Origin of the sequence: Haloplanus litoreus, from assembly GCF_045690335.1 — an archaeon.
Taxonomy (GTDB): domain Archaea; phylum Halobacteriota; class Halobacteria; order Halobacteriales; family Haloferacaceae; genus Haloplanus; species Haloplanus litoreus.
In genome coordinates this window covers 2,104,882-2,131,598 of record NZ_CP147874.1, presented here as the reverse complement: position 1 = coordinate 2,131,598, position 26,717 = coordinate 2,104,882, and the positions used below count along the sequence as shown (strand labels likewise).

The 26,717-nt window shown below is 63.2% G+C and carries 26 protein-coding genes, 1 tRNA gene and 2 pseudogenes; 10 read left to right on the top strand and 19 right to left on the bottom strand.

Features of this window, described 5'->3' with window-relative positions:
* Nucleotides 1-22: 22 nt before the first annotated feature.
* Both V8686_RS11440 and V8686_RS11435 read left to right on the top strand, forming a co-directional pair.
* Nucleotides 23-475, top strand: a complete 453-nt coding sequence (locus V8686_RS11440) for an Hsp20/alpha crystallin family protein (RefSeq protein ID WP_379704248.1) — start codon at nucleotides 23-25, stop codon at nucleotides 473-475.
* A gap of 7 nt (nucleotides 476-482) precedes the next feature.
* Nucleotides 483-1,535 (top strand): GNAT family N-acetyltransferase, encoded by a 1,053-nt coding sequence (locus tag V8686_RS11435; protein ID WP_379704246.1) that lies wholly within the window; start codon nucleotides 483-485, stop codon nucleotides 1,533-1,535.
* Here the strand turns inward: V8686_RS11435 and V8686_RS11430 are convergent.
* Nucleotides 1,514-2,650 (bottom strand): M20 family metallopeptidase, encoded by a 1,137-nt coding sequence (locus V8686_RS11430; protein ID WP_379704244.1) that lies wholly within the window; start codon nucleotides 2,648-2,650, stop codon nucleotides 1,514-1,516. The genes V8686_RS11435 and V8686_RS11430 overlap by 22 nt on opposite strands.
* A 43-nt stretch (nucleotides 2,651-2,693) precedes the next feature.
* Nucleotides 2,694-3,653: a PfkB family carbohydrate kinase gene (locus V8686_RS11425; RefSeq protein WP_379704242.1), complete on the bottom strand. Its 960-nt coding sequence runs from the start codon at nucleotides 3,651-3,653 to the stop codon at nucleotides 2,694-2,696.
* A 199-nt stretch (nucleotides 3,654-3,852) separates the two neighbouring features.
* Between V8686_RS11425 and V8686_RS11420 the strand changes: the two genes are divergently transcribed.
* The 4 genes from V8686_RS11420 (at nucleotide 3,853) to V8686_RS11405 (ending at nucleotide 5,852) form a co-directional block, all read left to right on the top strand.
* Nucleotides 3,853-4,227, top strand: coding sequence for a universal stress protein (locus V8686_RS11420; protein ID WP_379704240.1), 375 nt, complete (start codon nucleotides 3,853-3,855; stop codon nucleotides 4,225-4,227).
* Between the two features lie 86 nt (nucleotides 4,228-4,313).
* Nucleotides 4,314-4,637, top strand: a complete 324-nt coding sequence (locus V8686_RS11415; protein ID WP_379704238.1) for a DUF7471 family protein — start codon at nucleotides 4,314-4,316, stop codon at nucleotides 4,635-4,637.
* A gap of 58 nt (nucleotides 4,638-4,695) precedes the next feature.
* A complete protein-coding gene (locus V8686_RS11410; RefSeq protein WP_379704237.1) occupies nucleotides 4,696-5,259 on the top strand; it encodes a nitrous oxide reductase accessory protein NosL in 564 nt (187 codons plus the stop codon).
* A gap of 65 nt (nucleotides 5,260-5,324) precedes the next feature.
* Nucleotides 5,325-5,852, top strand: coding sequence for a winged helix-turn-helix transcriptional regulator (locus V8686_RS11405; RefSeq protein ID WP_379704235.1), 528 nt, complete (start codon nucleotides 5,325-5,327; stop codon nucleotides 5,850-5,852).
* Nucleotides 5,853-5,880: 28 nt separating this feature from the next.
* Here the strand turns inward: V8686_RS11405 and V8686_RS11400 are convergent, their stop codons facing one another.
* The 4 genes from V8686_RS11400 to V8686_RS11385 all read right to left on the bottom strand — a co-directional run bounded on the left by V8686_RS11400 (nucleotide 5,881) and on the right by V8686_RS11385 (nucleotide 9,829).
* Nucleotides 5,881-6,699, bottom strand: a complete 819-nt coding sequence (locus tag V8686_RS11400; protein ID WP_379704233.1) for an ABC transporter permease subunit — start codon at nucleotides 6,697-6,699, stop codon at nucleotides 5,881-5,883.
* Entirely contained in the window at nucleotides 6,696-7,424 is a 729-nt protein-coding gene (locus V8686_RS11395) for an ABC transporter ATP-binding protein (RefSeq protein WP_379704231.1), read from the bottom strand. The genes V8686_RS11400 and V8686_RS11395 overlap by 4 nt, the downstream gene beginning before the upstream one ends.
* Nucleotides 7,421-9,340 (bottom strand): NosD domain-containing protein, encoded by a 1,920-nt coding sequence (locus tag V8686_RS11390; RefSeq protein WP_379704229.1) that lies wholly within the window; start codon nucleotides 9,338-9,340, stop codon nucleotides 7,421-7,423. Before V8686_RS11390 ends, V8686_RS11395 begins: the two co-directional genes overlap by 4 nt.
* 63 nt (nucleotides 9,341-9,403) lie before the next feature.
* On the bottom strand, nucleotides 9,404-9,829 hold the full coding sequence (locus V8686_RS11385; RefSeq protein ID WP_379704228.1) for a high-potential iron-sulfur protein: 426 nt from the start codon (nucleotides 9,827-9,829) through the stop codon (nucleotides 9,404-9,406).
* 111 nt (nucleotides 9,830-9,940) lie between these two features.
* Here V8686_RS11385 and V8686_RS11380 point away from each other — a divergent pair.
* Nucleotides 9,941-10,013 (top strand) — tRNA-Arg (locus tag V8686_RS11380).
* Nucleotides 10,014-10,260: 247 nt separating this feature from the next.
* Here the strand turns inward: V8686_RS11380 and V8686_RS11375 are convergent.
* Together V8686_RS11375 and V8686_RS18465 are read right to left on the bottom strand one after the other, a co-directional pair.
* On the bottom strand, nucleotides 10,261-10,785 hold the full coding sequence (locus V8686_RS11375) for a DUF5789 family protein (protein WP_379706538.1): 525 nt from the start codon (nucleotides 10,783-10,785) through the stop codon (nucleotides 10,261-10,263).
* A gap of 135 nt (nucleotides 10,786-10,920) precedes the next feature.
* Nucleotides 10,921-11,286: pseudogene (locus V8686_RS18465) on the bottom strand (DUF7139 domain-containing protein); the annotation flags it as partial.
* Nucleotides 11,287-11,977: 691 nt separating this feature from the next.
* Between V8686_RS18465 and V8686_RS11370 the strand changes: the two are divergent.
* Nucleotides 11,978-12,094 (top strand): annotated as a pseudogene (locus V8686_RS11370) (SdpI family protein); the annotation flags it as partial.
* A 297-nt stretch (nucleotides 12,095-12,391) separates the two neighbouring features.
* Here V8686_RS11370 and V8686_RS11365 read toward each other — a convergent pair.
* From V8686_RS11365 to V8686_RS11350, 4 genes are all read right to left on the bottom strand, one after another.
* Nucleotides 12,392-14,239, bottom strand: coding sequence for a sensor histidine kinase (locus V8686_RS11365; RefSeq protein ID WP_379704226.1), 1,848 nt, complete (start codon nucleotides 14,237-14,239; stop codon nucleotides 12,392-12,394).
* 286 nt (nucleotides 14,240-14,525) lie between these two features.
* A complete protein-coding gene (locus V8686_RS11360) occupies nucleotides 14,526-15,647 on the bottom strand; it encodes an outer membrane protein assembly factor BamB family protein (RefSeq protein WP_379704224.1) in 1,122 nt (373 codons plus the stop codon).
* Nucleotides 15,644-16,042 (bottom strand): hypothetical protein, encoded by a 399-nt coding sequence (locus V8686_RS11355; RefSeq protein ID WP_379704223.1) that lies wholly within the window; start codon nucleotides 16,040-16,042, stop codon nucleotides 15,644-15,646. The genes V8686_RS11360 and V8686_RS11355 overlap by 4 nt, the downstream gene beginning before the upstream one ends.
* Nucleotides 16,043-16,152: 110 nt before the next feature.
* Nucleotides 16,153-16,980, bottom strand: coding sequence for a DUF6159 family protein (locus tag V8686_RS11350; protein WP_379704221.1), 828 nt, complete (start codon nucleotides 16,978-16,980; stop codon nucleotides 16,153-16,155).
* 270 nt (nucleotides 16,981-17,250) lie between these two features.
* Here V8686_RS11350 and V8686_RS11345 point away from each other — a divergent pair, with 270 nt between their 5' ends.
* On the top strand, nucleotides 17,251-17,991 hold the full coding sequence (locus V8686_RS11345; RefSeq protein WP_379704219.1) for a hypothetical protein: 741 nt from the start codon (nucleotides 17,251-17,253) through the stop codon (nucleotides 17,989-17,991).
* Nucleotides 17,992-18,367: 376 nt separating this feature from the next.
* Here V8686_RS11345 and V8686_RS11340 read toward each other — a convergent pair whose 3' ends face one another.
* The 4 genes from V8686_RS11340 to V8686_RS11325 form a co-directional block, all read right to left on the bottom strand.
* Entirely contained in the window at nucleotides 18,368-18,748 is a 381-nt protein-coding gene (locus V8686_RS11340) for a hypothetical protein (RefSeq protein ID WP_379704217.1), read from the bottom strand.
* Nucleotides 18,749-18,841: 93 nt separating this feature from the next.
* Nucleotides 18,842-19,279, bottom strand: a complete 438-nt coding sequence (locus tag V8686_RS11335) for a DUF5518 domain-containing protein (protein ID WP_379704215.1) — start codon at nucleotides 19,277-19,279, stop codon at nucleotides 18,842-18,844.
* A 159-nt stretch (nucleotides 19,280-19,438) separates the two neighbouring features.
* Entirely contained in the window at nucleotides 19,439-21,091 is a 1,653-nt protein-coding gene (locus V8686_RS11330; protein ID WP_379704214.1) for an ATP-binding protein, read from the bottom strand.
* Between the two features lie 1,005 nt (nucleotides 21,092-22,096).
* Nucleotides 22,097-22,444: a helix-turn-helix domain-containing protein gene (locus V8686_RS11325; protein WP_379704212.1), complete on the bottom strand. Its 348-nt coding sequence runs from the start codon at nucleotides 22,442-22,444 to the stop codon at nucleotides 22,097-22,099.
* A 152-nt stretch (nucleotides 22,445-22,596) separates the two neighbouring features.
* Between V8686_RS11325 and V8686_RS11320 the strand changes: the two genes are divergently transcribed.
* On the top strand, nucleotides 22,597-23,175 hold the full coding sequence (locus V8686_RS11320) for a response regulator (RefSeq protein WP_379704210.1): 579 nt from the start codon (nucleotides 22,597-22,599) through the stop codon (nucleotides 23,173-23,175).
* Between the two features lie 222 nt (nucleotides 23,176-23,397).
* Here V8686_RS11320 and V8686_RS11315 read toward each other — a convergent pair whose 3' ends face one another.
* The 3 genes from V8686_RS11315 to V8686_RS11305 form a co-directional block, all read right to left on the bottom strand.
* Nucleotides 23,398-23,709 carry a hypothetical protein gene (locus V8686_RS11315; RefSeq protein WP_379704208.1) on the bottom strand — a complete coding sequence of 104 codons (312 nt, stop codon included), beginning with the start codon at nucleotides 23,707-23,709 and terminating at the stop codon, nucleotides 23,398-23,400.
* Nucleotides 23,710-23,817: 108 nt separating this feature from the next.
* A complete protein-coding gene (locus V8686_RS11310) occupies nucleotides 23,818-25,368 on the bottom strand; it encodes a bacterio-opsin activator domain-containing protein (protein WP_379704206.1) in 1,551 nt (516 codons plus the stop codon).
* A gap of 65 nt (nucleotides 25,369-25,433) precedes the next feature.
* Nucleotides 25,434-26,528, bottom strand: a complete 1,095-nt coding sequence (locus V8686_RS11305) for a sensor histidine kinase (RefSeq protein ID WP_379704204.1) — start codon at nucleotides 26,526-26,528, stop codon at nucleotides 25,434-25,436.
* Nucleotides 26,529-26,717: the final 189 nt, after the last annotated feature.

The window sequence follows — 26,717 nt, the reverse complement described above, 5'->3', positions numbered from 1 at the left end:
CGGGTCGTCATGTGGAGTGTCTATGAGCCGACGAAATCCGTTCGACGAACTGGAGGAACTGTTCGAGCGCATGCAGGAGAACTTCGAGAGTGCGGCGCGGATGTGGGAACCCGAGGAGTTCGACGCCGGTCTGCCGGTGTCGGCGACGGCGGGTGGCATGAGCGTCGACCTCGAGGACACGGGCGAGGAGCTGGTGTTGACGGGCGACCTGCCCGGCTTCGAGACGGAGGACATCGACGTGCGGGTGATGGATGGGACCCTCCAGGTGTCGGCCGAACACGAGGAGGAAACGGAGGAGAAAGCCGGCGAATACGTCCGCCGCGAACGCCGGGAATCCTCCGTCTCCCGGTCGATCGGTCTCCCGGTCGCCGTCGACGAAGAGGAGATCACCGCCACCTACAACAACGGCGTTCTGACGGTGCGGATGCCGAAGCGCGATGCCGAATCGCAGGGGACACAGATAGACGTGAACTGATCGGCGGATGATCGAGGCGGAGCGGCCGTTCACGTCGGACCTCCCACCGGGGTACGCCGTCGGGCGGGCACGGGCGGACCACGTGTCGGACGTCGCGGCGGTGTACGCGGCGGCGTACCCATCCGACACCGACTACCCGCTGGTCGAGACTTCGGCGGTTCGGTCGCGCCTCCTCGCGGACCCGAACGTCGCCGCCTACGTCGTCGAGTACGAGGATCGAGCCGTCGCCACGGCTGCCATCGAGTTCGATTCGCTGGACGAGGGGAACGCGCAGATCTGCAAACTGGCAGTCCACCCCACTCACCAGGGGAAGGGTTTGGGTCGCGAACTCCTGAAACACCGGTTGAACGTCCTCCACGACCGGGCGGAGTTCTCCGGGCTGGTCTACTCGGCAGCGGTGACCTCCCACCCCGCCTCACAGCACAATCTCCTCGCCCGCGGATTCGAACCGTTCTCGATCCACAAGGGCCTCCAAGAGGGGTACTTCGGTCCCACGAGCGAGAGCGAGGTCATCATGCTCTATACGCCCAGCATCGACTACGACGAACGCGACGTGTACGTCCCGGAGCGATACCGACACGTCGTCGAGCGGACGCTTGCGAGTGCGTCGCTCGACCTGCTCGGCCGTCGCATCCGCACGGTCAACACGGTGACCTACCCCACCGCCGATCAGGTGGAGATGGCGCTCTCGCGGGCGCGGGGCTTCCTCTGGGAGGTGACCGCCGACGGACACGAGTCGTGGGCACGCACGGAATCCGAAATCCGGGCGGCCATGCGCGAGGAGGACGTCCACCTGATGGTGCCAGTCGACGCCAACGCTCGCCGCCTGTTGGCGCTGTACGAACCGCTAGAGGCCGACGGCTTCTCGCCGGCGGGCTTCATCCCCGATTGGCTGACGCGCGACGGGAAGAACCGCGACGCCTTCGTCTTCCAGCACCCACCGACGGAGACGCCGACGCGCGTGGCCGTCGTCGACGACGTGAAAGCCCTGATCGACGTGCTGGGCCTGGAGTATCGGGTGATCGAGCACCACGACCGCTACTGGGAACTGGCGCTGTAGGGTGCGTCGGCGGCGAAGGCGGCGAGCGTCCGACAGTAGTCGGGGAGGCTGTCGACGACGAGGTACTCGTAGTCCTCGTGGGACCCGTACGCCTCGGGACCGAAGGCCACGCCGGGCACACCGTGGGTCGCGAAGTGACGCAGGTCGCTGGTGTGGGGCTTGCAGGTCAGGTTCACTGGCTGGCCGATCACCCCCTCCGCGTGTCGCTGGAGGCCGCGGACGTAGGGGTCGTCGGGGTCGGTGTCGACCGGCGCGCCGTGGCCGACGCTCTCGACGGTGAGCCCGGGAATCTCACGCAGCGCCGTCAACACCCGGTCGCGAGCGTCGGCGTCCGGGTAGCGCACGTCGAGACGGAGTCGTGCCGACTCGGCGACCTGATTGACCGTCGCCCCCCCCTCGATCAGGCCGTAGTTGACGGTCGTCGGCCAGTCGTCGGTCGCCGCCTCGAACACCGCCTCGACGTCGGGGTACGCCGCCAGTAGCGTCTCGATTGCGCTCTCGCCTTGCTCCGGGGTGGCGGCGTGGGCCGGACGGCCCGTCGCCCGCAGGTCGATCCGGATCACCCCTTTCTGGCGGTGGACGACGTCCATGTACCCGTCGAGGTTGTTGGGTTCACCCGTCACACAGAACGATGGGTCGTAGCCCTCCTCCTCGAGGAGGTAGCGGGCGCCGTCGTAGCCGCCCCGTTCCTCGTCGGTGACGACCATCAGCGCCAGCGACGGTGGGTCCCTGGTCCTGGACAGGTCGCGGACGACGTGCATCATCGCCGCCAGTCCACCCTTCATATCCGCCGTGCCCCGTCCGGAGAGTTCGCCCTCGGTGACGTTTCGCGGGGTGAACAGTCGGTCGCCGCCGGGCACGACGTCGAGGTGGCCGTGAAACAACAGGTCGGGAGCGACCGATCCGTCGAGCGAAACCACGAGCGACGGCGTGTCGTCGTGGCTGTAGCGCTCGACGACGACGTCGGCGTCCGCGAAGAAGTCGGCGACGTAAGCGAGTCCGGCCTCGATCTCTGCCGGCCGGTCGGCGGTGGTTCGGTACTCAACCAGATCGGCCGTCGTCGACACCACCCGCTCCCGGAGCGACGTCGGTGACTCTTCGCCGAACGCGACCATGCGCGAGCGTTCACCGCACGACCATTTGAATCTGTCTCGGCGGTCACCCGGACGACCGAAACGCCTCGATCTCGGCCAGCGACGGAACGCCGTTGCGGGCACCGACCTCGCGAGTGGCGAGCGATCCGGCGACGGTGGCCGTCTCGACGGCTTCGCGAAGCGTGGCACCGGCAGCGAGGCGGGCCGCAAGCACGCCGTTGAGGGCGTCGCCGGCGCCGGTAGTGTCGGCCGGGGTGACCGCCGGCGGATCGACCGTGAACAGTCGTTCGCCGGCCCGTTCGACGACGACCGGATCACCACCTCGCTTGCGAACCACCACGCCGTCGAAGTCGTCGAGTGCGGCACCGAGCGCCGCGTACTCGTGTTCGTTCGGCGTGAGATAATCCACCGCCGCCGCGTCGACGAGGGGATCGACCCCCTCGACGGGTGCCGGATCGAGGAGCACCGTCGGTCGGTCCGGGTCGTCGGCGAGGTCCGCGAGCAAGGCTTCGACGGGGGCAACTGGGATCTCGTTTTGCAAGAGGAGACAGTCGGCGTCGCGGATGGCGTCGGCCTGCGCCCGGACGTAGGGTCGGTCGATGGCCGCGTTGGCGCCGGGGTGGACGACGATGCGATTGTCGCCCGACTCGTCGACGAACACGTAGGCGGTGCCGGTCGGAGCGTCGGCCACCTCGATCCGGCCGCCGTCGACGCCGACGCCGGCGAGGGCAGGGAGGACGTCGAACGTTTCGTGGTCCCGTCCGACCGTTCCGAGCATCTTCGTCGACGCGTCCGCCCGGGCCGCCGCCGCTGCCTGGTTCGCGCCCTTCCCTCCGTGGCGAATCTCGTCGGCATCGACGGTGAAGTCCTCGGGGACGTCCTCGACGCGCACGGTGCGTCCCCGGTCCGGAAACCAGTCGAACCGCTCCGCGTACGCGGCGAGTTCGTCCGCGGTCACCGAGACGATACGGTCCACGTTGATGCTCCCGAGACTCACCACCCGGCACATGACAGTATCGACCACTAACGAGACGCCCGCATCTATACGTTTGGGCCACCACTGCCGATCTGATATTGGTCCGTTGACAGTTGGAATGCTGGACGCATTTCGTCCGAAACAGGGACATTGCCCGCTGGAATCCGGATTCTCTCCGAAAATCATTCTTCTCAGCTGACAATTGTCACCAACATTTATTTAAATCCCGATAGGACAGAGGAGTGCCATGTCAATCCTGGCTGCAGTCGACGACGCGGAGGACTCCCGGGTAGTACAGCGTGGATACGAACTCGCGCAGGCGTTCGGGGAGGAACTGGTCGTCCTCAACGTACAGCCCGAGACCGAAGATCTGGCGTCGGCCGAGGAGGTCGCCTCGAACGCGATCCGGCTGGCACTCAACGACCCCGAACACGTCACGGCCGCCGGAGCGCTCGGCGATCCGGCCCCGCGCATCCTCAACGAGGCCGAGGAGCGCGGCGCCAGCTACATCGTCCTCGGGCCGCGAAAGCAGACGCCGATCGGCAAGGCGTTGATGGGAAGCGTCTCACAGCTCGTCTTGCTGAACGCCGAGTGTACAGTTGCGTTCGTCGCCGAGGAGTAGCGGCCCGGCAGGACGCTCGGTTCTTTTCGCCCGTCGGGGCACATCCACAACCTATTGGTCCGTGGGGGGTGTCGGTCCGACCCGGAATGAGTCTCCCGACGGGAAACTGGCTGGGAACGGGCGAGGCGCTGGCACTGCTCGCCGTCCTCGGACTCACGACACTCGGCACGCTGTCGCTGTTCGCCATCGCCCTCGTCGCGACGCGGCGCCGACGGTCACGACCGTACGTCCTCCTTACGGTTGCCATCGGTCTACTCGTCCTCCGCTCCGTCGTCGGCATCGGGACGGTCCTCGGTCGGGTTCCCATGGTCGTCCACCACCTGATCGAACACACCACCGACTTCGCCATCGCCGTGTTGATCCTCTCGGCTGCGTATCTCGTCACGGAGCACGCCAGGGCAACCCGATGACGGTCACTTTCGACGGACACACCAGCGTACCTTTGTCGATCAAGGCCGTAGCTCACCTATGAGTCGACACACCGCCGTCGGCACGACGCGCCGACGCGTCCTTCTCGGTACTGCGGCCGCCGTCGCCCTCGCGGGGTGTTCGGGCACCGACGACCGACCCGAGCCGATTTCGCTGTCCGACGCGGGCAGTTGTGATCAGTGCGGGATGGTCATCGACCAGCACCCCGGTCCGTCGGGACAGACCTACTACCAAGAGAACAGTCCCGAGGGCCACGATCCCCCCGCCCGCTTCTGTAGCACCATCTGTACCTTCAGACACCGGTACGAGACGGAGCCACAGGGCTGGCGACCGCAGGTGACCTACCTCACCGACTATTCGGCCGTGGACTACGGGATCAGCGAGTCGGATGGCACCCGTGTCATCTCGGCGCACCTGGCGGCCGAGACGTTCGTACCGACGGAGGACCTGGAAGTCGTCGCCGGGACGGACGTCGAGGGTGCAATGGGCCCGGCACTGGTGCCGTTTAGCGACGGCGAGGACGCCGAGGCCTTCGCCTCGGAGTACGGCGGCGACGTCATCGCGGCGGAGGATATCTCTCAAGAACTCGTCGCCAGAGGGTAGGGGCGGTTCCCACCAGGTGGGAATCGACGAGAGGCGATTGTCCTTCCGCCGCACTACTCCAGTGTATGACCACCGTTCGTCGACAGGTTCGCGACCACGTCCAGTCCAACCCTGGCGTTCACTTCAACGAACTCGTCCGGAACCTGGATATCGCGACGGGGCAAGCCCAGTACCACCTCCGGCGCCTCGGCCGGAGCGACGAGGTGGTCGCCGAACGGATCCGCGGACGCACTCATTACTTCGACCCGGAGTACGACCCCTGGGAGCGGCGGGTCCTCTCGCTCTATCGACGGGAGACTGCCCGCGAACTCATCACGCACCTGATCGAGGAGGGACGACTCCCGGCCGGCGCCCTCGCCGACAGACTCGGGCTGGCGCGAAGCACCGTCTCCTGGCACATCGACACGCTCGAGGAGGCCGGCATCGTCGAGCGCTCTTACGGCGACCGTGGGCGAGTCGAGGTGGCGCTCACGCGCCCGGAGGAGACGGTGGCGTTCCTCCAGGCGGTCACGCCGTCGCTCTCCGACAGACTCGTCGACCGCTTCATGCGGTTCGTCGACGCCGGTCTCCACGGCGTCGAAGCAGAGGAGTGAGCCCGCGGAGACGCCCCGAGGCGTCGCCTCAGCGTCGCCGCCACCGGAGTGCGAGCGTCGCGGCGAGGAGCGACGCCAGCCCCCAGACGACGAGGCTCGTCACGGCAGCGGCCGTCGAGATGAACGCCGAGCGCCCGGCGAAGGCCACGTAGAGTACCGTCTCGAACACCAGCCCGCGGTAGGCACTCGACGGCGAGAGCGCGAGAAGCGCGTCGAGTGCGAAACCGGTGTCGCCGGCAAGCGCCCCGAAGACGGTGATGTCGGCACCGACGACCACGACCAGCAGGCCGACGAGGGCGAGCAGGATGGCACGCCGACGGGAGCCGGCGCTCGCGGAGATGGCGACGGCGATGGCGAGCGCGACGAGGGCGAACGCCGCCGTGAGCGCCAGAAAGCGAAGGAACAGGAGCGGCGAATCGACGCCGCGGTGCGTGGCGAACACCGCCGTCTCGGGAGCGGCCGTGGTAGCGACGTGGAGGCCGAGGACGGCGAGCGGCGCCACCACGACGCCGAGCAACGCGACGGCTCGGCCGGCGTAGACGCCGCCGACGTACGCGGACGCGGGAAGTGGGTAGGTGGCGAACACCTCCAGACGGCCGCGTTCGGCGTCGTCGGCGATGGCCCGGTAGCCGACGGCGAACGCGATGGCCGGTACCAGTACCTCGACGACCAGCAACACGTCCACGACGGTCGGCACGTAGCCGGCGGAGGGACCGTTCCCCGCGCGGGCGACGCCGAAGACGACGAACGTCACCACGGCCGCGAGGAGCGCGTAGGTCCAACTTCGGGAGGCGGCGCGGACTTCCCGGGCGAACACCGCCCAGAAGGCGCCGAGGGGTCCCGTCATTCCGCCTGCCCCCGCGTGCGAACCGCGACGATATCCTGATCGCCGCCGACCAGCGACGTGAACGTCTCGTGAAGGGGTCCGCCGGTTCGTTCGCGGAGTTCCGCCGGCGTGCCCTCCGCGACGACTTCACCCCGGTCGAGGACGACGACCCGATCCGCCGTCCGCTCGACTGCGGGGAGGTCGTGTGACGTCACGACGACGGCGTGACCCTCCTCGGCGAGTGCGTCGACGATGTCGTAGACGAGCTCACTCATCCCCGGATCGAGGCCGCTCGCGGGTTCGTCGAGGGCGAGCACCGGTGGAGCGCCGGCGAGCGCCTGGGCGATGCCGAGCAGTCGCGTCATCCCACCGGATAGCGCCCCGACGCGCCGGTCGGCGACCCCGCCCAGACCCACCCGGTCGAGCAGGTCCGTCGGGTCGTCGTCGACGAGTCGGGCGTAGAACGCCGCCGTCTCCCGCGTCGTAAACCCCGGTCGGAAGGTCGGTTCCTGGGGCAGATAGCCGAGGGGACGAACCGCGTCCGGCCCCTCGTAGTCGACCGTCCCTTCCGTCGGCGACAGGAGACCGGCGAGCACCCGGAGGAGTGTCGTCTTCCCCGAGCCGTTCGGCCCGATCAGTGCGACGACTTCGCCCGGAGGAATCGATATCGACACCTCGGAGAGTGCGGTCAGGTCGCCGAACGTCCGGGTGACGTCGGTCGCGCGAAGCGACGACTCGTCCGTCACGCTCCGGCCCCCGTCGCCGTCTCGTTTCGCGCGTTGGCGAGCAGTTCCGGATTCGCCGGGCGGGCGAGTGGCGCCGTGTCGACGATGCTCGCCTTCCGGAATCCGGGCGTCGTACCCCGGAGCGCCCGGAGACCGCGGATGGTGGGTGCCGAACTCAGCGTCACCGCGGCGTCGGTCCGGTGGAGTCTGCGGTCCAGCGGATCGGTCGGGGAGTACGCCCGGTCGAGGGTCACGTCGCCGTCGAGGCTCGTGTCGTAGGCGCCCTCCCAGTAGTTGCCACGCCCCTCGTGGGTGAAGATGCGCAGCGGTCCCGGTCCGGCCGTGGCGTGGCGGTCGTTGCCCACGAAGTCGTTGGCGACGACCCGATTCGAGGGCACCACCGTCGAGGCGGCGAATCCGACCCGGTTTTCGTAGAGAACGTTCCCCTCGAACGTCGTCTGGGTGGCGTAAGCAACCATGCCGCGGTCGGTGTCGACCGCTACGTTGTCCGCGACGTAGCTGTGCGAGCCGCCGACGAAGATGCCGCCGTTGGCGTGGCGCACGTCGTTGCCGACGACGGCGTTGCCGGACGGGCGCGTCATGACGACGACGCCGCTTGCCTCCTGTCCGCGGGCCACGTTGTCTGCGACCAGCGTCTCGGAGGTGTACATCAGGTGGACGCCGAAACGCTGGTCGAGGAAGGTGTTGTTCCGGACGACGGTTCCCGGTGCGCGGTGGAGGTACACCCCGTCGCGGCCGCCCGTTATCCGGGAGTCCTGAACCACCACGGCATCGTTCATCGCGATGACACCCATGAAGCCGTCGAGCCACTCGGCGGAGCCGTTCACCGCGATGTCATCGACGACGGCTCCCGGGACGCGACGAAGTAACACACCGTTCGACGGCGTGTCGACCGTCACGTTGCGGACGTACAGTCGCGAGACGTTGGTCGCCGCGACGGCCGCGTCGCCACCGCCGTATCCGCGCTGGATCTGTGCGTCCCAATCGGTGCTCCCCTCGACGCCCCCGTTCGTCGCCCGGGTCGCGTTGCCGACGCCACTGATCGCGAAGCCGGTCACCGCCACGTCGTCGGCTCGAACGTCGATCACGGTGCCGTTGCCGCCGCCGGACAGCCGAGCGCCCGGACCGCGGAGGGTGAGCGACCGGTTCACGACGACGTGTTCCTCGTAGCGCCCGCCGGGGACGAGGACGGTGGTGTTCGGGGGTGCCGTCTCGACCGCGGCCTGGATCGTCGGCGCGTCCCGACCCACCACGACCGACACCTCACGGTCGAGTAGTGACTGCGCCATGTCGACCCGGCGGTCGGCGGACGTCCGCCGGTCGTCGACCTGCGACTTCACCCCCGTGGCGCCGGTCACCGTCGGCGGATCCCGGCGCAACGTCTCCCAGTCGACGACGCGCCCGCCACAGTCGTCGGCGAAGGCGGCCGCGTCCGCCGGCGACGAGAACGGAACGACGACCGGATGGCCGGCGACCTGTGCGTCGCTCCCGACGACGAACTGCGCCTCGGTCACCGACACCCAGTCCGGGTTCGTGGTCGTAACGAGCGTTCCGTCGTTCGCACAGCGTGGTGACCGGCCGGCGTAGTCCGAGGCGTACACCGCGAGTGGGTAGCCGAACTGCTGTTCGCGTCCGGGGTCGTCGAGGGCCGAGAGAGCCTGCCCGACCCCCGTGTAGCCGACCACGTAGCGATACTGTGAGTAAAACACCTCGACGCGAGGGATCGAGGCCCCCTCGTGTTCGGCCACCTGTTCCGTTTCGGCGGCCAGACCGAGTTTCACCGTGTCTTCGTACGCCACCGGGTTCGGGCGCGCGGAGCCGAGATCGACGGCGAAGGCGCCGAGTGAGGCGGCGAGCAAGAGTACCGAGCAGACCACTGCTGTGGCCTGCCACGTCCGCGTGTCCCCCGACTTCATCGGAGTACTCTAACCGAGGGTCGCTTATACGGCCTCTGGTGTGTTCCTCTAGTCGCCGTGAGGTCAGCCCTGATACTCCGCGTAACTGACGCAGTACGCCTCGGGGGCGATGTTTCCGGCGACGATAGCACAGGCACCCATCCCGTCGCCGTTCTTGTCCTCGATGTAGAACTGACAGTTCGAACACTGTTGGCCGTCTTGGGGCTGTTCCTGGTAGTTCACCGCGGATTTCGCGGAGACCGAGTCCGGATTGCGCTGGGTCCCGCCGATGCTGGTCGCCGTCCGGTATTCGGACGGCACCGTATCGTCACCGTCTCCGCCCGAGGTTGCCGTCGCCGTCGCCGTCGCCGTCGCCGTCGCCGTATCCGTGTCCTCACTGCCGTCACCGCCATCGCCACCGCCGGAACAGCCGGCCAGTCCAACGGTGAGTCCGCTTCCAACCAGTGCGAGGAGTCGTCGTCGATCGGTGTCCGTGAGTCGGTTACTCATGGTTCACTATTACCTCCCCAGACACGAATAAACACTGGTGCAGATGTCAAAAGTGATCCGCCACCCCAGGATACCGACCTTTTTCAGGGCGTCCCGTCTACGACCGCCACAGGGCGTGTGGCCTAGCGGATAGGGCGAGAGGTTCCTAACCTCTAGATCGCGGGTTCGAATCCCGCCACGCCCGCTCACTTACTTCGTTCGTTCGCGGCCGTGGCGTAGTCCCACTCGCTCACTTCGTTCGCTCGCGGGACTCCCGCCACGCCCGTTTTCTGACCGAGCGAAGCGAGGTCGAAAACGGTGATCGGAGTTCGAACCCTACGAGACGAGCGACGGCGATTTCGGATGCTCTCGCTCCGGTGTGCGACGCGACGGGGGGACTCGCAGGGCTGACACACCTCGCCAACTTCGCGTTCGTCGTCGTGATCCTCGGTCTATATCCCGAGCCACTCGTCGTTTCGGATCTGATATCCGTTCGCCCGACAGAACTTCGCCGCTTCTCGGCGTACCGCCCGGGACGTTGGGAGGGTTTCTTTGTCGCGGATTCGGTCGACGACCCAGTCGCTGATGACTTGGATGCCTTCGTCGTCGTCATCGGCGTCGATCGCTTTGAGCTCTTGGAACGTCTTCTCGTAAGCTTTGCGCTGTGACCAGGGGAAATCAGTATTCCGAAGCGTCTTGCTGGCTTCCACGACCCGTTTCATGGCCGCGGCAACTGTCGGCTGCGGTAACTGTACCCAGACGGACGCCGGAGAGTCGAACGTCTCCTCGTCCGTCTCCGGGACTAGTTCCCCGATACTGTAGCTCCCCTCGGCCGATTCGATCTTGCGATCACCGATCGCCGCGACGACCTCGCTCCCCGTCACCGGGAACGTCAGCTCTTCGAGTTCCGCCTCAAGATCGGCGAGTTCCTCCGCAGCCACCTCAAGTCGGTCGCGTTCTTCGTGAACGTCGGCCAGTTCGGATTCGAGCGCTGCTGCTCTGCTCTCGCTGGCCTCCAAGTCCTCTCGGGTCACTCCAACGAGGAGTGGAGTGATGAGTCCACCGACGGTGATAATAGCCAGTCCCAGCGCGTAGAGGAGTATGACGGGCTGATTGCCCGTCTGGACGCTCCAGTTAGCCGGGAACACCAGTACGAACCAGACCGCCGCGAGGAAGCAGACTGCCTGGCCGATGTACGCCGCGTAGTTCGCCCACGATTGAAGTGGGAGTCTGATTACTGGTCCTGCCGCGAACATAGCCAATCCGACGGCTGCGAGGAAGATGCTCACCTCCCGAAGCGTCAACCCAGATGTCCCGACAGCAGACGTACTCGGGATGAACAGGAGAAGACCGAACGTTCCCAGCACTATCCCCGTCAGGAACACCCAGTAGCCACGGACTTCGTCGTGAGTCGTTGGCTTGCCAACACGCTTTCGATAGAGGTCGTATAGAACGCCATTACGATATTCTGATGACATATTCACGCACTCACATTACGGGCCATCTACTTAACTTGTCCCACCAATTGAGAGCAAAGGAAGAATGTGACTCGAACTGTGACACGAGGCCGCCATCGATACCCATCGACCCCCGAATCGGGACCCCCCGTTGGCCCAAGCGGGGACTGTAGAGACAAGATATCTACGCTATGCTCAAGTCGGTCCGGGCGCGTTGAGCTTACCGGATGGCACCGTTCAGAAGTTCCTGAGGGACCTGCACCCACCCACAGTTGCTCGATATGGCCAAAATACGAGCGGACAGTCGTGTTGAGAACGCTCGGGATGGACACCTATCGGGTTTCTTCCTACGGAGATGCTATTCGCTGTTGAGCGTCGGCAACGGTTTCGACGGCGACGAGCCCTCTCCAAACGAAGTACGGAAACACGATCACGAACCCTGGTAAGACTCCGAGCAACAGCTGCCCCACGATGAGTATCGACTACGCGAGCAGATATATGTAGAACATCGCTATGGCAGTGCGCCAGTTGCGTGGAATCGACGCTGGGGACCAGTCCGCCATACAGTTCGACGAACTGTCACGGACTTAGTGAGTCCGCTACGTGAGTGGCGAGCCGTTCGTGTATAAACGGATCGACGATTCGGAGTACAGCCTCACGGACCGGTACCTGAACCGTCCAGTTCATCAGGTATCATGGTCTCTCGAGTACGATGCATTCGCGCTATCGGTTTCTCACCGTTGCGGCCTTCGTCGTCGTCTCTGGGGTGATGAGTATCCGTACAGCGTCAGAATTGCCGGCGCGAATGGCGACCCACTGGAACGCGGCGGGACAGCCCGACGGCACGATGTCGAAGCCCGCGGCACTCGCATTTCTCCCTGCGATGACTGCGGTTCTGCTCGTCGTCTTCGCACTCGTTCCGCGTATCGACCCACTCCGAGAGAACATCGCCTCGTTTCGCCCCGTGTACGACTGGTTCGTCGTGGTGTTCACGGCGTTCATGACCGTCATCCACGGTGGCGTCATCGCGTTCAATCTCGGCTACGAATTCGACGTCACGCTTCTGGTCCTCGCGGCTGTCGCGGGCTTGGTCTACTACGTCGGCGTAAATCACGCGTCCTCGCAGTTACGTCGAATCGAGATCCGGCAGCAGGATCACTACCGTCGTGCCGTTATCGATCATAAACGAGAGATCGCCGTCGAGTTTGTCGACCCCCCACTTCAGTTCCCAGAGACCGAGTCCTCGACTGTGCTGTAACGGGGTCTCCTGTTCGGTCGTCAACGGCTCCAGTTCGGATGCGGGAATCCCCGGACCGTCGTCGCTGATTTCGAGAATACAGCCCGAGTCCGTCGGCTCGACCGAGACACTAACGCTAGCGTCTGCGTACTCGACGGCGTTTTCCAGCGGACTCCGGAGGACGGTGGTGAGGATTTCGGCGTCGGTAACCACCGTCGCATCGTCGGAAATCGAGGTACCGACAGTGACGCCATCGGCCTCGATATCATTCAGTATCGACTCGATCCGATCGGCGAGATCGATCGTCGTCGGCTGGGGATCCGTGGACAGGATGTGGTCGATATGTCGAGCACGAGTACCTAGGGAAGCCAACGTCCCGGTTGCAGCGAGGATCGCCTCGCGATGCTCGGTGTCGTCGAGCGTCTCGGCGTGGCTGTTGATGACGTCGAGTTGGTTTCGGAGATTGTGGCGGAGGATGCGATTCAGGACTTCGAGCCGGGTGAGGAACTGCTGCAGGTCGTGATGCATCGTCGCTACCGACTCTCCGACACGACCCGGGACGTCGGCTTCTAAGACGTCTTCGTCGAACGCTTGGCGGGAGAGCGCCTCGGCCTGCTCTGAAATCGTCTCGATGTAGGCTTTGGTGTTGGCGAACGCCGACCGAACCTCTCCGACCTCGTCGATACGGTTGCCGTGGTCGATGTCGACGCTGAGATCACCCTCGGCAATCGCGTTGGCTTGCCTCGCTAGCCGTTTGATCGACCGAATTGGACCCAGATGGATGACGGTCCCGATAAGCAGAAAGCCGACCATCACGATACCGACCACCAGCCAGAGGTCACGCTGCACCCGATCAGTCACTGCGAGGGCCTTCGATCGCGGAACTTCCTTGACGACGACCCAATCGACCTTCTCACCGGGAACACTGTAGTAGCCTTTCACTTCTGTCTCGGTGAGTACGGCCCCGTGGATGTCGGTGGTCGGATCGGACTGGAGGATCGTTCGCCCGATAGTCGAGTTCTCCCGGTCCCCCTCGTAGGGGGTGATGCCGTTGGACTCGTTCTCGTCGAACAGGACGTAGGCGGTGAATCCCCCGAGGACGAGCGTGTCAGTCCCGTTGGTCGTACTGGTGAAGCGTTCGGCCCGAACGCTCGTCTGGTACTCGGCGACGAGAACGTGCTCCCCGTCCGGCATCGGAGACGCCAGCGCGACGAAGGTTTCGTTGCCATCCGTATACACCAGCGAGAGGATCACGTCGTCAGTGTTGTCGAAGTTGAACCCGACCGTCGGCTTCCAATTGATATCAGTTACCGACAGCGGCTGGCCGACGAACTGAGTGTCGGTGCTGGCGACGATCGGCTCGGTCGTCCCGTTGGAGCGAGTGTCGGGGCTCCGTTCGACGACCGAGAGCGATGCCGTCTCCGGGGAGAGTGCACCGAGTTCGGTCGTAAGGGTGGCTTGCGTTCGGTTATCGGTGACCGGCGTCAGCCCCTCGTGGTTCGAGAGCGTCCGCACCACCTGCTGTTTGCCGTCGATCCACTGGCCGAGCGCACGCGCTTCGAGTTCGGCGTTCGTCTCCACCGACCGGAGCTGGTTGTCACGAACGCGGTCGGAGACCTGGAACACGGTCACCGTGGTAAGCGCCGTAATCAGGAGGACGATGAGGAGCGAGACGCCGAGCAGTTTCAGTGCGTAGCGCGAGCGAACGGACTCGGGAAGAGAGGACTCGAGACTCATACCGGAATCCGATGCGGCGCGTCGCCGACTCCGATCATATTCGACGGTAACGTACGAGAGTCTTAATTTCACCGGTGGCGCAGTTGTGCGGCCACCATCTGTCGGGGCTAGATCCACTCCGCCAGTTCACGAACGGCTATCGAGTGGCTACCACACCCGCACGACCGATCGTTCAGGCGTTGACTTCCGGAGACGGCAGTAGCGATGGTCGACAAGAAAACCGTCACCACGGTCAGCGCCAATAATCACTCCAGCCGGGAACGAGCGTACGCCACGCCGGAGGCGATTACGACCGTTCGATGGCGAAGAGCCGTTCGTTGTTCGCCGCGTAGAGGAACTCCTCCCCCGCGACGACCGTCCCGACGACGCTGTTCGTCTCGATCTGCCACTGGAGCTCACCGGTCCGCGAGAACGCGTAGACGTGGTTGTCGTTCGACCCGGCGTACACCATGTCGGCAGTCACGGCAGGTTCGTACACGGTGCTGTTCTCGTCCGTGAACGACCACCGTTCGGTGCCGTCCGATCGGTCGAGTGCGACGAGCGTTCCGTGGTCCCGCCCGCTACAGCCGAGATACACCGCGTCGCCGTCGACGACCGGACGCGTCCCGCGTTTCGGCGACGGCGTGTCGACCGCCCATCGAACGGCGCCGTCCGCACGGTTCAACGCGAGCAGCCTTCCTGTCTTCCCTGGCTCGGTCGACGTGGCCACGTAGACGGTATCACCTGCGATCGTCGGGCTTCGCGTCTCGGTGTCGGTACGGTGTGTCCACCGTCGCTCGCCCTCGACGTCGAACGCGGTGACAACTCCGTCGGCGCGATTGGCGAAGACAACCCCGTCCGCCGTCGCCGCCGGCGTCGTGAGGCGGTCGCCACCGGTATCCGCGCGCCAGACGACATCACCGCTGCTAGCATCGATAGCGAGAAGATCCTCGGCGTTCGCGTACACCCGCCCGTCGCCGACGCCGACGCCCCGTCTGATCGGTGACCCGACGAACCACACCTCCTCGCCGTCCGATCGACGGAGGGCACGGAGCCCGTCGCACCCAGGAACGTAGATTCGCCGGCCATCGACGGCGATGTCGCTGCGAAGACAGAGCCGTTGGTCGAAATCGTCCTCGCTGTACTCAGTCACCCACTGTGTACTCCCGTCGGTCGGCGACAGCGCGTGGAGCGTCAGTCGACCCATGGCGTAGAGCGTCCCACCGTCGAGGAGGGGTTGCCCGCGAATGCTCTTTCGCCAACGGATCCGGTCGGAGGATGCCCCGGACCCGCCGATACACCCAGCGCCAACGCCGGTGAAAAGCACACCGAGAGATTGGAGGGTCGTTCTCCGTGAGATTGGACGCCGGAATTCGAGCCGTCCGGATTCGGCGTCCGCTCGGGCGGTAGACTGGCTCGGGGGGGTCATTCCCGGGCTTCGCTGGTGTTGAGTCGGTAGTACGTCGCCGTTCCGTCGGCCGTCTCGACTTCCTTCTCCGCGACCATACCTTCGGCGACGAGTTCGTCGAGTGCCTCGTCGACGTCGTCGACCAGCATTCCACTTGCGACGACGTCGCCGGCGACGTCGACCAGTTCGTCCTGAATCTCGGTCAGCACTTCGCGGATCGTCTCGGGGCGGGCGTCGTTGCCGAAGTCGACGCCTCGGACGATCTCCGTCTTCGTGTACGCGTTGTCGACGTTTTCCGAGAGGAACGCGACGATCAACTCCTTTTCGCCCTCGTACTCGCCGACAGGAGTCGTTCCCGTTACCGACGCGCTGTCCGCTCGGGCACCGTCGTCCCACTCGGTATCGGAGATGGGCATACTCGTCGATGGTTGTCGACACAGTTCAACGTACCTCACTGTTTCCTTGGTAGCAACTTGGGGAGTGACTCCTACGGACGCAACACGCAGCAGCGAACACGAGGACATCGTCAGTTCTCGGGAAAGACGGTATCCGGATCGCGGGCGGCGAACGGTCCGACACGGTCGCCCTCAGTCGCGTACCGATAGAGTGCCGTTCGAACGATTGCCGTGACGGTCTGTGAGCCGACGATGGCAGCGACGACGATCAGCCCGCCGCCGACGAGCGCACCTAGCGCGAGACTCCCGTGTAGCACGAAGTATCCCGCACCCAAGAGCACGAGGCCGGGAAGGGCAACGACGAAGAAGACGAAACTAACGCCGAGCGACGCCGAGACGCTCTCGCCCCACGTATCCCTGAAGAGCGACCCGCTGTGTCGGAGCTGTCGGCGAATACCGTCCGCGTGGTCGAGGACGATGACGGGCACGATGAAGTACGTCAGAAGCGCCCACGTCAGATCGAACACGAGTCTGGCCAGGCTTCCGAACGCGCCAAACTTCTCGTCGAGAATGTAGAACACGGTTCCGAGCGTCGCGGCGACGACCGCCCAGACGGCAATCCGCCGGCGGACACGCCAGGCTGCGGCGAGGCCGTCCCGAATGGACGTCTCCTCGTCGTCGAACACGCGGGACGCACAGTGAACGACGGCCGCGTTGAAGAACGTCGCCACGCTGGAGGAGATCGCGAACGCACAGAAGAGCGCGCCGTACTTGTAGCGGTCGTTCGTGAGTACCGAGTCGACGATTCCGTGTCGGAACGCAACTGCGGCAAGAAGCGCGAACGCGCCCCCAACCGCGAGCAAGCTCAGCAGCGGTAGGATCGCGAGCTTCGGATGTCGCCGGAATACGCCCAAACTCTCGGTCGTGATGTCCAGACCGCGTCGATACTTGGAGGGCATGTGTGTGACTATTCCGTTCCATGAGATAAATTTCGGGGGCACGTCTCGCGTGCGTTTCCGTATCCCGAGCTGTTGCCGTAGTTTCGCTCCGGAACGTCGCGTCCATGTTAATACACCACTCCCACCACGGGACGCTCGGGTGAGGTTGGTGGTCATCCCGAATCTGGACATATCGACGGATATCGGTCCCCCGACTCCAGCGGTCCGACGATCTTCTGAGCGAGAAACTCTGGTGTGGTTTTCACACATCGTGTGTTCGAAGACCGTCGTATGGCACTCCGATTAGGCCAAGCACTCGGGCGCGGTGCTCGACGTGCGTTTTCGGTCAGTGGTATCGCCGCTCTCGTGCTGACGATCTGCTATCAAGTCGTCTTCGTCGGATCGTTCAACACCGTCGTCGTGAACCGGCTCCCGCCGAGTGTTCAGCCCGACGATGTCGGCACGATCGGCTTCACACTCCCCCTGTCGACTGAAGTAGCAGCCGCGCTGGGTCTCGGAGCGCTGTTGCTCGGCATCGGCGTGTTCCTCGTGACTGCCCGGCTGTTGACGCGTGATCTCCCTGCTCTCTCGTCGCTGCCCGGTGGGCTGTTCACCCGACGCCTCGGTCCTGCATTCCTGTCCGCGGTCGTCGTCAGTGTCGTCCTCGCTGTGGTGATCCCGCTGGGGTTCGCGCTCCTGTTTGTCCCCGGTCTGTTTCTCACGGTGAGCCTCCAGTTCGCGCTGTTCGCCGTCGCGGTCGAGGACAGCGGCCCCATCGACGCGCTCCGGCGAAGCTGGGAGCTGGCGAGCGGGAACCGCTGGCGGTTGCTCGCACTGGTCGTCCTGTTCGGCGTCCTCGGTGGTCTCGGCGGCGCGGTGGGATCGGTGTTCGCCTTCGTCTCGCCATCGGTGGGCCAGCTCGCCTCGCTCGTCATCAATTCGGTACTCGTGATCCTGATGTACGGAATCCTCGCCGATTCGTTCGTCCAACTGCGTGGCGAACCAGCGCCCTCGACGAACTCCCTCGGGTGACTTCGGTCACCCTCTGACGGGACCGACTCCTCCCGATCGGAGAACGATCGTGCGTTCGAGTATCCCCAAGAGTTCTGGGACACCGCATCGAGTGGTGGGTTCGGTGTCGATGCGTGAGCCGAAGACGACTTCAGAACCGATTCCGAGAGCAGGCGACTTCGACGGCGAGCGCCGTGTAGACCGTCTCGATGCTGCGCTCGCTGGCGCGATCCGTGGTCGATCAGCGTGCGTGGAGAGCAGTCGGGACACTGCCGACACGACGCAGATAGCGCCTCCATTACTTGCGGACACGGATCGAATGACCACAAGAGCCCGACAGCATCCGTCAACTACCGTCCCCGTTCGGGGTGGCTCGGTCAGGGTTCCGACGCGTGAGTCAGGGGCTTCCGAGGCGGGTATGGCGTCGATACAGGTAGTACGTCAGTGTAGGAATCGACACGACCAACAGCGGCGAGAAGACGGCAGCACCGAGGTGCACGAGGCCGGCGAGACTCCACGCGAGACTCGGCGACCACTCCCCGCCGTCACCGAGTGACCGGATGTCCGCGAACAGGCATCCGAGAACGACGAGCGCCACGAGGATACCCCCCCAAAACGAGGCCACGGTGAGGGCGAACGACGCGATGCCAGCAGCAACGTTCGGGTCACCGCTGGACGAAGATACGGTGATGAACGTCCGGGAACCGGAGCGTGCGAGGAAAGCCGTCACGGCGACGACGGGGAACAAGAGGATGCCGTACCACCACGAACTAGACATGGTATTTCGGGACGGTGGAGTAGTACTCACGCATAGGGGATGGCATCAGTAGTGGGGAACGGTCCCTGGCTTTTCGCATTCGAAATCCACCCGCTAGGCACACCCGCCTGCGTCGGCGACACCACCGTGACCGCGCCGTTCGGCCAGCCAGCCCCCGAAGCGGCCTGCGAGCGCGCCGAAGACGGCCACTACTGCCAAAATAAATCCTCCGACTCCGAGTATCATCACGACGCCGACCGCCTGGAACCACAGCGGATTCGGGATGGTCGGGACTGCCCAAATCAGTTCGCTTAGCGGCCAGATAGCCGGGAGTCCGCCAATTAGTGCCGCTCGCAGTCCGGTCGCGGTGCTGTTCCCACCGCGTCGCTTGATCAGGTAGCCGGCGACCACACTCCCGACGAGGATCACTCCGAGTCCTACATTCTTCGAGGATCGCCACGCTTCGAGCGCGGTGAATGGGAGTGCGAGTAGCCCGCCGATGAGCGCATACTTCCACGTCTCGGTCAAATGGAGGGGACCAATTCGAACCATATCGGAGCATCTGGCTCCGCTACTAAAAACTCCGTTACAGTGTTGCTCGTCCGAAGAGCACCGGTTCGTACAACACGGACACTCTCCGTAGGCGAGATGCTGAGATAGAGCGGTCCCCTTCCGGGGAGCGTGTGCTCTTCGACTCTGCATCACAGCCAGTTAGCGTACGCCATCGTAGAGGCGAACCGTGACGATACTGCCTTCGGGATCGTTCTCCTGAAACTGCAGGTCGCCCCCTAACTGGGTGACCGCCCAGTTGACGAACCAGAGTCCGATTCCCTGGCCATGTTTGAGTTGCGTCTCGGTCCCGGCAGCGAGGATATGCTGTTCCCGCTCGGGAAGCCCGGGGCCATCGTCCGCGACGGAAATTTCGACAGTTCCATCGGATATTTCTCGAACACGAACTTCGACGTGTGGCGCGTTCTTGGTCGTATGTGCGAGTGAATTTTCGACCAGTTCGGAGAGTACCTCTCGAACCACAATCCGGTGAGAAGAGATCAGTACCTCGTCGGGGCAGACGAACGAGATGTCGGCCGACTCGTTGTCGGCGCGGAACTGACCGACGACCGTGCTCGCCACGTCGGTTAGATCGACTGGTTCCGGTGGTTCGGTGCTCTCGGTCATGATCTCCTCCGCATCTCTGACTTTTTTGCTCAGTTCGAGGAGATCGGATGTACTCTCTCGAATCCCGGTTCGTATTTCGTCGTCGTCAACTAGGTCGGCGTATGCGAGTACGACATCCAAGTCGTTCCGCACGTTGTGCCGGAGAATGCGGTTGAGAACCGTGAGTCGTTGTTCTCTGGTTTGCCGATCGGTAATGTCCCGGAAGAGCACGGTTCTAGCGACGGGATTATCCTCGTCGTCTGTCGCGGCTTCGTCGACCGTGGAGACGCTGAACTGGAACTGTCGGCGGCCTTTCGATGTCCGCAACGCGACCGTTCCCGTCGCTCCCGTAGGGAGTTCGATCCCTTCGAGGCCGTCGATCACCGAGCGGATCGGTTCACCGATCATCGCCTCCCCGGAACCGTCGAACAGGTCTGCTGTCGCCTCGTTGACGTCGAGTATGTGGTCGTCCCAGTCGAGGACGACGAGTGCCTCCCGTAAGGTTTCGACCACGCGTGTTCGAGCGATGTAATCGGCTTTCGGGAAGCCAGTCATCACCGGATACCGCCGCACGGCAACGGTCAGCAGTCCGCCCGATAAGAGCAGTCCAATCGTCGTACTGCCGACGAAGGAGGTATTGTTACCAACCAGACTCACGAGATACGGAGCGGCGACACCAGTTGTGAGAACGATCACCTGTGTGTTCGAGACGCGAGCGTGACTTCCGCCGAGATCGACCAGCAGATACGTCGCGTACAGAAACAGTGCGAAGAGGTACAGGATCTCCCAGCCGATCAACGGAGCGATCGCCCGCTCGACCGCGGTTTCAGAGGGGCCAACCGCGATCACGATGCCGCTGATGACTACGGGAAACACGATCCCAGTTAGCAGAACGATTCGTTGCCACGTCAGCCCGGTTCCACGGCCGGTATAGCTGAGTGCGTAAACACTCCAGACGCCGGGAATGGCCAGGGCAGTGCCGAGTTGGGCCAGATCGAAAATCGTCGAGAGTAGACTCACAGTCGACACGCCGGGAAACTCCGATCCAAGCGAGAAGACTGCCCAGAGCGTCAGGGTCGAGAGAAGCACGACGAACGGGATCGCGCTGGGCTGCTCCCGAGACTTGTAGGCTGTCCAGGTCGTCCACCCCAGAAGCACGGATGCTAGAGCGTTGAGAGCCAGCGAACTCAGCATAGCTACGGGGACCATTATTCGGTACTCAGACTAGTCTCTGAATTTTGTGTCGATTTAACGCGATGGTAGTTCGTTCGTCCAACTCACATGCGGACGTCGAGGTCGGGCCGTTCTCTGAGACCGGAGAGTCGATACGCGATCAGCGAAGGACGAGTGCGGGTAAGAGGAGAGATCGGTTGCCCGGCGGGGAACGGAGCGGACGGGAGAGCAGTCGGTCTCGACACCAATCGGAGCAAACCCTTCGTTTCGCCGCCAGAAATCAAGCCCTCGATCACCTCCGTCTGGACAGGTATCGACAGTTCCGAACTGCCGCCACCGCCGACTAAAGAGATCGGCTCCGTTGAAATACTCGGCCGTTGCTGATTTTCGCAGGAACGCCGCAATCGTGGACGAGGAGAGAACCACCAAGAGCACCGATACTGATCGCACCACCGTATGTCGGGAGTTCGCCAGTCGCGACGAGAGCAAGTCCAAGCATAGATGACGGGACAGGGGGCGCGAGTAAACCGACAAGCGCTCCAACCACGGTGCCACGGATCGGCGACCGTTTTCCCTCGAGACGCACCCACAGAAGCCACACGAGAAGCGTCCCACCGAGGAAACCTCCGACGACGAACAGCCATACGGAACCGGACGGCAAGGGACCCCCGGTCCGGAAAGCACACTCCGGAGGGGCGCAGACGGACTGAACAATAGCGCGAACCCGCCACCCGTAGCCCCGAATGTCAACACGGAATGCCGACGGATACTCTTCAGTACTGTTCGGCTATACTAGCCGAGAAGTAAACGGAGCGAATAACGCCTGTCTCCCTACGCGTTCTAGGGTCGGATCAAGCAGTCTCCGTTGTTCCCCTGTCGTGTCTTGCAGTTTTGTACGGCGACTCGGTTCATCCGCTTTGATCGGGAATGGTCGGGAAAGCATCCCTTCCGAATGTCCGAAAGGAAGGGTTTCAGCGGGGCCAAGAGACCACATACCGGGACTGCTGACCGATAGTAGGTTTCGGCCTGTCGGTGATGGAATCAGTCGGCAACGTCGACCCTCGTCTCGATGCCGTCGTCGAGAGAGACGGAGAGCGATGTGGCGACGGCCTCGAATCGTTCTTTATGATGCCCATCGTCACAGATCATCATCTCGGCGCGGACGAGACCTGCGTTCCGAAGTTCGTTGAGTCGGCGATACGCCGTCGCCCGTGAGACGTCCGCTGCCTCGGCGACGGCGCGTCCGCTTCGTGGCTGGTCCGTGATAGTCTCGTATACGCGCCGAGTGTACTCGTCTCCGAGAAGGTCGAACAATTCGGTTGCCGAGAGGCTCTTGTTCTCCGTCTGATCGAGGGGGTGCTTCGATCTCGTGGATGAGTGCGCGGCCATACTACTGGAGAGAACCCCGTTCCTACTGGATGGTGATGCTAGGTATGCAGACCACACGATGCCCGGAACCCTAGGAGTGCAGATGACACGTCCCGGAAAGGCCATTAGTTATGTGGATTCAGCTTCGACTCCCATCCGAGCAACCGCAAACGATGTCCGGAATCGATAGCACGGTGGGCGTGCGCGTGCTCGTCGTCGACGACGAGCGAGAAGTAGCAGACGCGTATGCATTGCGATTGCGGGGATACTGCGAGGTCGAGACAGCCTATGGCGGTGAAGAAGCCCTCTCGATCGTCGAGAATTCGCCGGTCGATATCGTCCTCTTAGATCGGCATATGCCGGGTATCTCTGGAGACGACGTACTCGCGGAACTCGACGAACGCGGCTTCTATGGACGCGTCGTTATGGTGACTGCGGTCGATCCGGGAGTCGAAGTCTTGGAGATGCCGTTCGATGATTATCTGTGTAAGCCCGTTGACCGAGAGGATGTGCGCGCTGTGATCGACCAGCAACAACGGATTCTCGCCTACGAAACGCTCGGGAAATACTTCAGTGTCGAAGCCAAGCGCACGGTTCTCGAAGCGGAACTGAGTTCGGAGAGGCGCCGTGAACACGAGGGATACGCGGTGCTCGCAGAGCAAGCGGAACTTCTCGAACGGCGAACCCGACGGTTGTTGACTGACGACAACATTCTTGACCAGTTCGACCAGATTGAGCGCGAAGACATCTGACGTCCCCTCGCAGAAACGCAGCGCTACCGATTATCCGAATCGGTGTCGTTCCATAGTAACGACCGACTGTAACGCAGTACACTCTCTTTGAAGCGGCACCGATGTCACGGATATGTCACATCGGCAGATTCACAACCAGAATCCCAAGTCCGATGAGAACGACTCCAACGGAGGTAACGACCGCACACCAAATGACTCCGATTCCGAGAGCGAGATGGTCGCTCAGTCCGTCACCGGTCGAATAGCCGCGCGTGGGAAGGATTCGGAGTGCGGCAACGCGGTGACGCTTGGGAGAAGGAGAGTGACGGCGAGGACGCCACCAACGATGCCAACTGCGTCGCTCCCCGTGACTGTCCCAGTCCCTGCAGTGAGGAGCATAATAACACGATACAAGAGGGACTGCACCGCGATGACCCCCACGTTGGTGGGCCAGCGAACCAACTCACGGAGACGTGGTATCGTTGACAGCAGCGCCCAGAACGGGAGAAGAACGACTGCGAAAACTGCGACGACACCTAGTTCGGGGAGGTGCATACTCGCCCTTGCGTCCTCGGAAACATCTCGTTCCAGCCCGTGTTTCTCCCCCTGAAGCAGGAATCGGTCCACTCACAGTCTTTCGATCGGAAGAGAAGCAGCTACCGTTCACCGCGTCCCGGATGACTGCGTGTGCTCATCGAGATACGCTTCGAGCAGCTTTCGCTGTCCTGCTCGCAGGTGGTGAAGGAGCGTCGATCCGGTAATGTCGAGCGAGGCGGCGACTTCTTCCGCTGTGCTTCCACGGGGAGATTCGAAGTAATCCGCGAAGTACGCGGTCCGAATCACAGTCTGTTGTCGCTCCGTCAAAGCGTCAGTCAACGCCTCGCGGAATTCACGAGCGGTGGTCACCGCTCGCTCGCGTTCTTCTTTTGCGACGAACTCAAGATTATACTCACGACTGACGGTATCTGCAATACGCCGGACGTCTCCATCTGGCGGAAGCTCTACGACGAGTTGTCCGGAACCACTCTCGAAGTTCGCCCGTCGAACAGTCCCACCGAGAGACGATACAGCGAGTAACGGTGAAGAACCCTGCACCGTGAGTCCGACGGTCCCACCCGACACGGACTCGCGGATAACTCTGGTATCGTCGATACCATCGATTTCAGCGGCAGCGTCTTCGACTGCCCGGACATCGGTATCCTCGACCGACACGAAACAGAGTAACGCATCATCTCCGTGGGGGACGAGTCCCTCGAGTACCAACGCCGAATCGAGCGACCGACTAAGCCGCGATAAGACCGAACTATCTCCGACGTCGAAGGTGAGTTCTGCGACGGTGTCAGAGAGCAGTAGATTCCGATTCCTGGCAGCGGTGACCGCAAAGCCAGCTACCTCACCTAATGTCTCGAAACTCGTCTGCTCGCGATCGGAGAACGCCTCAGTTCCGGCCGCATAGACGCCGACCACACCGTGTACATTCGAACCATACACGAAGGGAATCGCCAAGGCAGATTGAACGCCGTCCGCGAATCCAGCTGTCCGAACTGGCGCTGGAACGTGAGCAGTATCCGCCAATGGTTGCGCAGACTGTAGACGACCACTCTCGAGCGCACGCTCCTCCAAGGTCGTCGCCGTATCAGTATCGAGTGCGTCTCGTACAGCCGCAAATGTCTCGCCGGGTTCGCCTCCGACAGCGTGGATCACGAGATCGTCGCTCCCGATTTCGCGCTCGCCGATCCACGCGAATTCGTAGATGTCGGTACCACCGAGACTCCGACTGATCGTTTCAGCGATCTCCTCACGAGAAGTCGCACCGACGAGCTCCGCGAGGATTTCCGAAAATACGTTCTCGATGACTGCCGTGCGCTTGCGCTCTATCCGCAGTTGCTCGATCGACCGTTCGTATCGTCTTCGTTCCGTCACGTCTCGGAGATAGACCGTGACGCCCTCGTCTGTAGCTACGACCGAGACGTCGAGCCACCGTTCCAAGCCGGGATAGTACTCCTCGAACGACGTTTCAGTGATCGAATCGCCTTCGAACGCGAGCAACAACGAATCCTCGACGGAACGAGGAAAGACCTCGGTAAGCGGAGCGCCAACTGCACCATCTGTAGAATCCATCAGTGACTGGGCAACCTCGTTGAGATCGGTCACAGTCCCATCCGGGAAGACGTCGAGGACGCCGACAGGCGCGTGCTGAAGCCGATCATCCATAGCTACCACCACTGTGTTCGTTCGATAATGGTCTATTGGTTTGGTGACAGAGGCCGCCGTCGGTGTCAGAATCGGATTTCGAACTGAGCACCACCATTCGTGGCGGTTGTGAGCGTCAACTCCCAACCGTGTGCAGCGACAACCCGATCGACTATTGCAAGTCCGAGACCTGTCCCGTCGTCCCGGGTCGAGTATCCTGGGTCGAAAACCCGCTGTTGCTCTTCCGGAGGGATACCTGGGCCGTCATCAGCGACGTAGAAGCCGTCCTCCAACGTACCAACTGTGATATTCACCCCCAGTTCAGAATGGGACTCCTGATCTCGTTTCACTGCTTGATCTTCGGCGTCCGAACCGTGTTCGACGCTGTCGCCGGCCTGCGGCCGGCTGCCCGTGGAACCGTGTTCGACGCTGTCGCCGGCCTGCGGCCGGCTGCCCGTGGAACCATGTTCCACGCTGTTCCGAAATAAATTCTCGAACACCCTCCGAAGACGGTCAGCGTCGGCAGTGACAGACGGAAGTGTGTCCGCTACCTCGAGAGTGGCACGTTCGGTATCGACGGATTCCCATGCATCACTCGCAGCAGTTTCGATCGAGACGTCGTCCGACGGCTCCACAGCGGTGCGATCTCGCGTGATGGTGAGGACGTCCCGGATGATCTGTTCCATCCGGTCGTGTGCGTTGGCTACGGTGTCGAAGTGCTCTGCATCGCCAGTCTCCCGCGCTGCCCTGAGGTGTGCCTTGGCGACGTCCAGTGGGTTCCGGAGATCGTGACTGATCACACTGCTCACCTGATCGACGGCGGGAGCCTCTACGACGTCGAGACAGTCATTCAAATCTGAAAAAACGACGTAGCCGGTGTCGGGACCAGAAGAGAGTATTCGAGCGAAGAATGGTCCCCCCACACCGACACCGTCGAGATAGATGCCGACGCTGTCGCCACGACTGAGGTGGGTTACTGGCTCCTCAGTACCAGTCGGGTTGACAACGCTAAACTGCTCGAAGAGGGTTGCAACGGGCATCCCCGACGAGAACCCGTCGAAAACGGACTCGAAGGCGTCGTTTAGAGCGGTGATACGAGGCTCCCCACCTTCGACGGCGTAGGCGATGACTGGATCCGGAAAGTCGTCGAACGCGATGGCCATGCGATTCTCGTCTGTCATCGGTGTTTTACGCTCCTGTAACTGTCCAGACGGTATTCATGTGGTCCGATTGTCGGTGAGTGCCCCACCGACGGAGAATATTTTGAGACCCGCGCATACGCAACCGTTGGTGCGGGGAGACGTATATTGTTGCTCGCCGCTTCCGACTCGGAAACACAGTAACCCAAATTAACACCGTGTCCTCCGTGA

Bases quoted from the DNA above. Each gene is read 5' to 3' on its own strand.
- V8686_RS11410 (WP_379704237.1), top strand. From the start codon at position 4,696: ATGAGTCGACACACCGCCGTCGGCACGACGCGCCGACGCGTCCTTCTC.
- V8686_RS11435 (WP_379704246.1), top strand. From the start codon at position 483: ATGATCGAGGCGGAGCGGCCGTTCACGTCGGACCTCCCACCGGGGTAC.
- V8686_RS11355 (WP_379704223.1), bottom strand. From the start codon at position 16,042: ATGCCCATCTCCGATACCGAGTGGGACGACGGTGCCCGAGCGGACAGC.
- V8686_RS11320 (WP_379704210.1), top strand. From the start codon at position 22,597: ATGTCCGGAATCGATAGCACGGTGGGCGTGCGCGTGCTCGTCGTCGAC.
- V8686_RS11390 (WP_379704229.1), bottom strand. From the start codon at position 9,340: ATGAAGTCGGGGGACACGCGGACGTGGCAGGCCACAGCAGTGGTCTGC.
- V8686_RS11415 (WP_379704238.1), top strand. From the start codon at position 4,314: ATGAGTCTCCCGACGGGAAACTGGCTGGGAACGGGCGAGGCGCTGGCA.
- V8686_RS11345 (WP_379704219.1), top strand. From the start codon at position 17,251: ATGGCACTCCGATTAGGCCAAGCACTCGGGCGCGGTGCTCGACGTGCG.
- V8686_RS11350 (WP_379704221.1), bottom strand. From the start codon at position 16,980: ATGCCCTCCAAGTATCGACGCGGTCTGGACATCACGACCGAGAGTTTG.
- V8686_RS11400 (WP_379704233.1), bottom strand. From the start codon at position 6,699: ATGACGGGACCCCTCGGCGCCTTCTGGGCGGTGTTCGCCCGGGAAGTC.
- V8686_RS11335 (WP_379704215.1), bottom strand. From the start codon at position 19,279: ATGGTTCGAATTGGTCCCCTCCATTTGACCGAGACGTGGAAGTATGCG.
- V8686_RS11385 (WP_379704228.1), bottom strand. From the start codon at position 9,829: ATGAGTAACCGACTCACGGACACCGATCGACGACGACTCCTCGCACTG.
- V8686_RS11315 (WP_379704208.1), bottom strand. From the start codon at position 23,709: ATGCACCTCCCCGAACTAGGTGTCGTCGCAGTTTTCGCAGTCGTTCTT.
- V8686_RS11420 (WP_379704240.1), top strand. From the start codon at position 3,853: ATGTCAATCCTGGCTGCAGTCGACGACGCGGAGGACTCCCGGGTAGTA.
- V8686_RS11430 (WP_379704244.1), bottom strand. From the start codon at position 2,650: ATGGTCGCGTTCGGCGAAGAGTCACCGACGTCGCTCCGGGAGCGGGTG.
- V8686_RS11310 (WP_379704206.1), bottom strand. From the start codon at position 25,368: ATGGATGATCGGCTTCAGCACGCGCCTGTCGGCGTCCTCGACGTCTTC.
- V8686_RS11360 (WP_379704224.1), bottom strand. From the start codon at position 15,647: ATGACCCCCCCGAGCCAGTCTACCGCCCGAGCGGACGCCGAATCCGGA.
- V8686_RS11305 (WP_379704204.1), bottom strand. From the start codon at position 26,528: ATGACAGACGAGAATCGCATGGCCATCGCGTTCGACGACTTTCCGGAT.
- V8686_RS11330 (WP_379704214.1), bottom strand. From the start codon at position 21,091: ATGGTCCCCGTAGCTATGCTGAGTTCGCTGGCTCTCAACGCTCTAGCA.
- V8686_RS11405 (WP_379704235.1), top strand. From the start codon at position 5,325: ATGACCACCGTTCGTCGACAGGTTCGCGACCACGTCCAGTCCAACCCT.
- V8686_RS11365 (WP_379704226.1), bottom strand. From the start codon at position 14,239: ATGAGTCTCGAGTCCTCTCTTCCCGAGTCCGTTCGCTCGCGCTACGCA.
- V8686_RS11440 (WP_379704248.1), top strand. From the start codon at position 23: ATGAGCCGACGAAATCCGTTCGACGAACTGGAGGAACTGTTCGAGCGC.
- V8686_RS11325 (WP_379704212.1), bottom strand. From the start codon at position 22,444: ATGGCCGCGCACTCATCCACGAGATCGAAGCACCCCCTCGATCAGACG.
- V8686_RS11340 (WP_379704217.1), bottom strand. From the start codon at position 18,748: ATGTCTAGTTCGTGGTGGTACGGCATCCTCTTGTTCCCCGTCGTCGCC.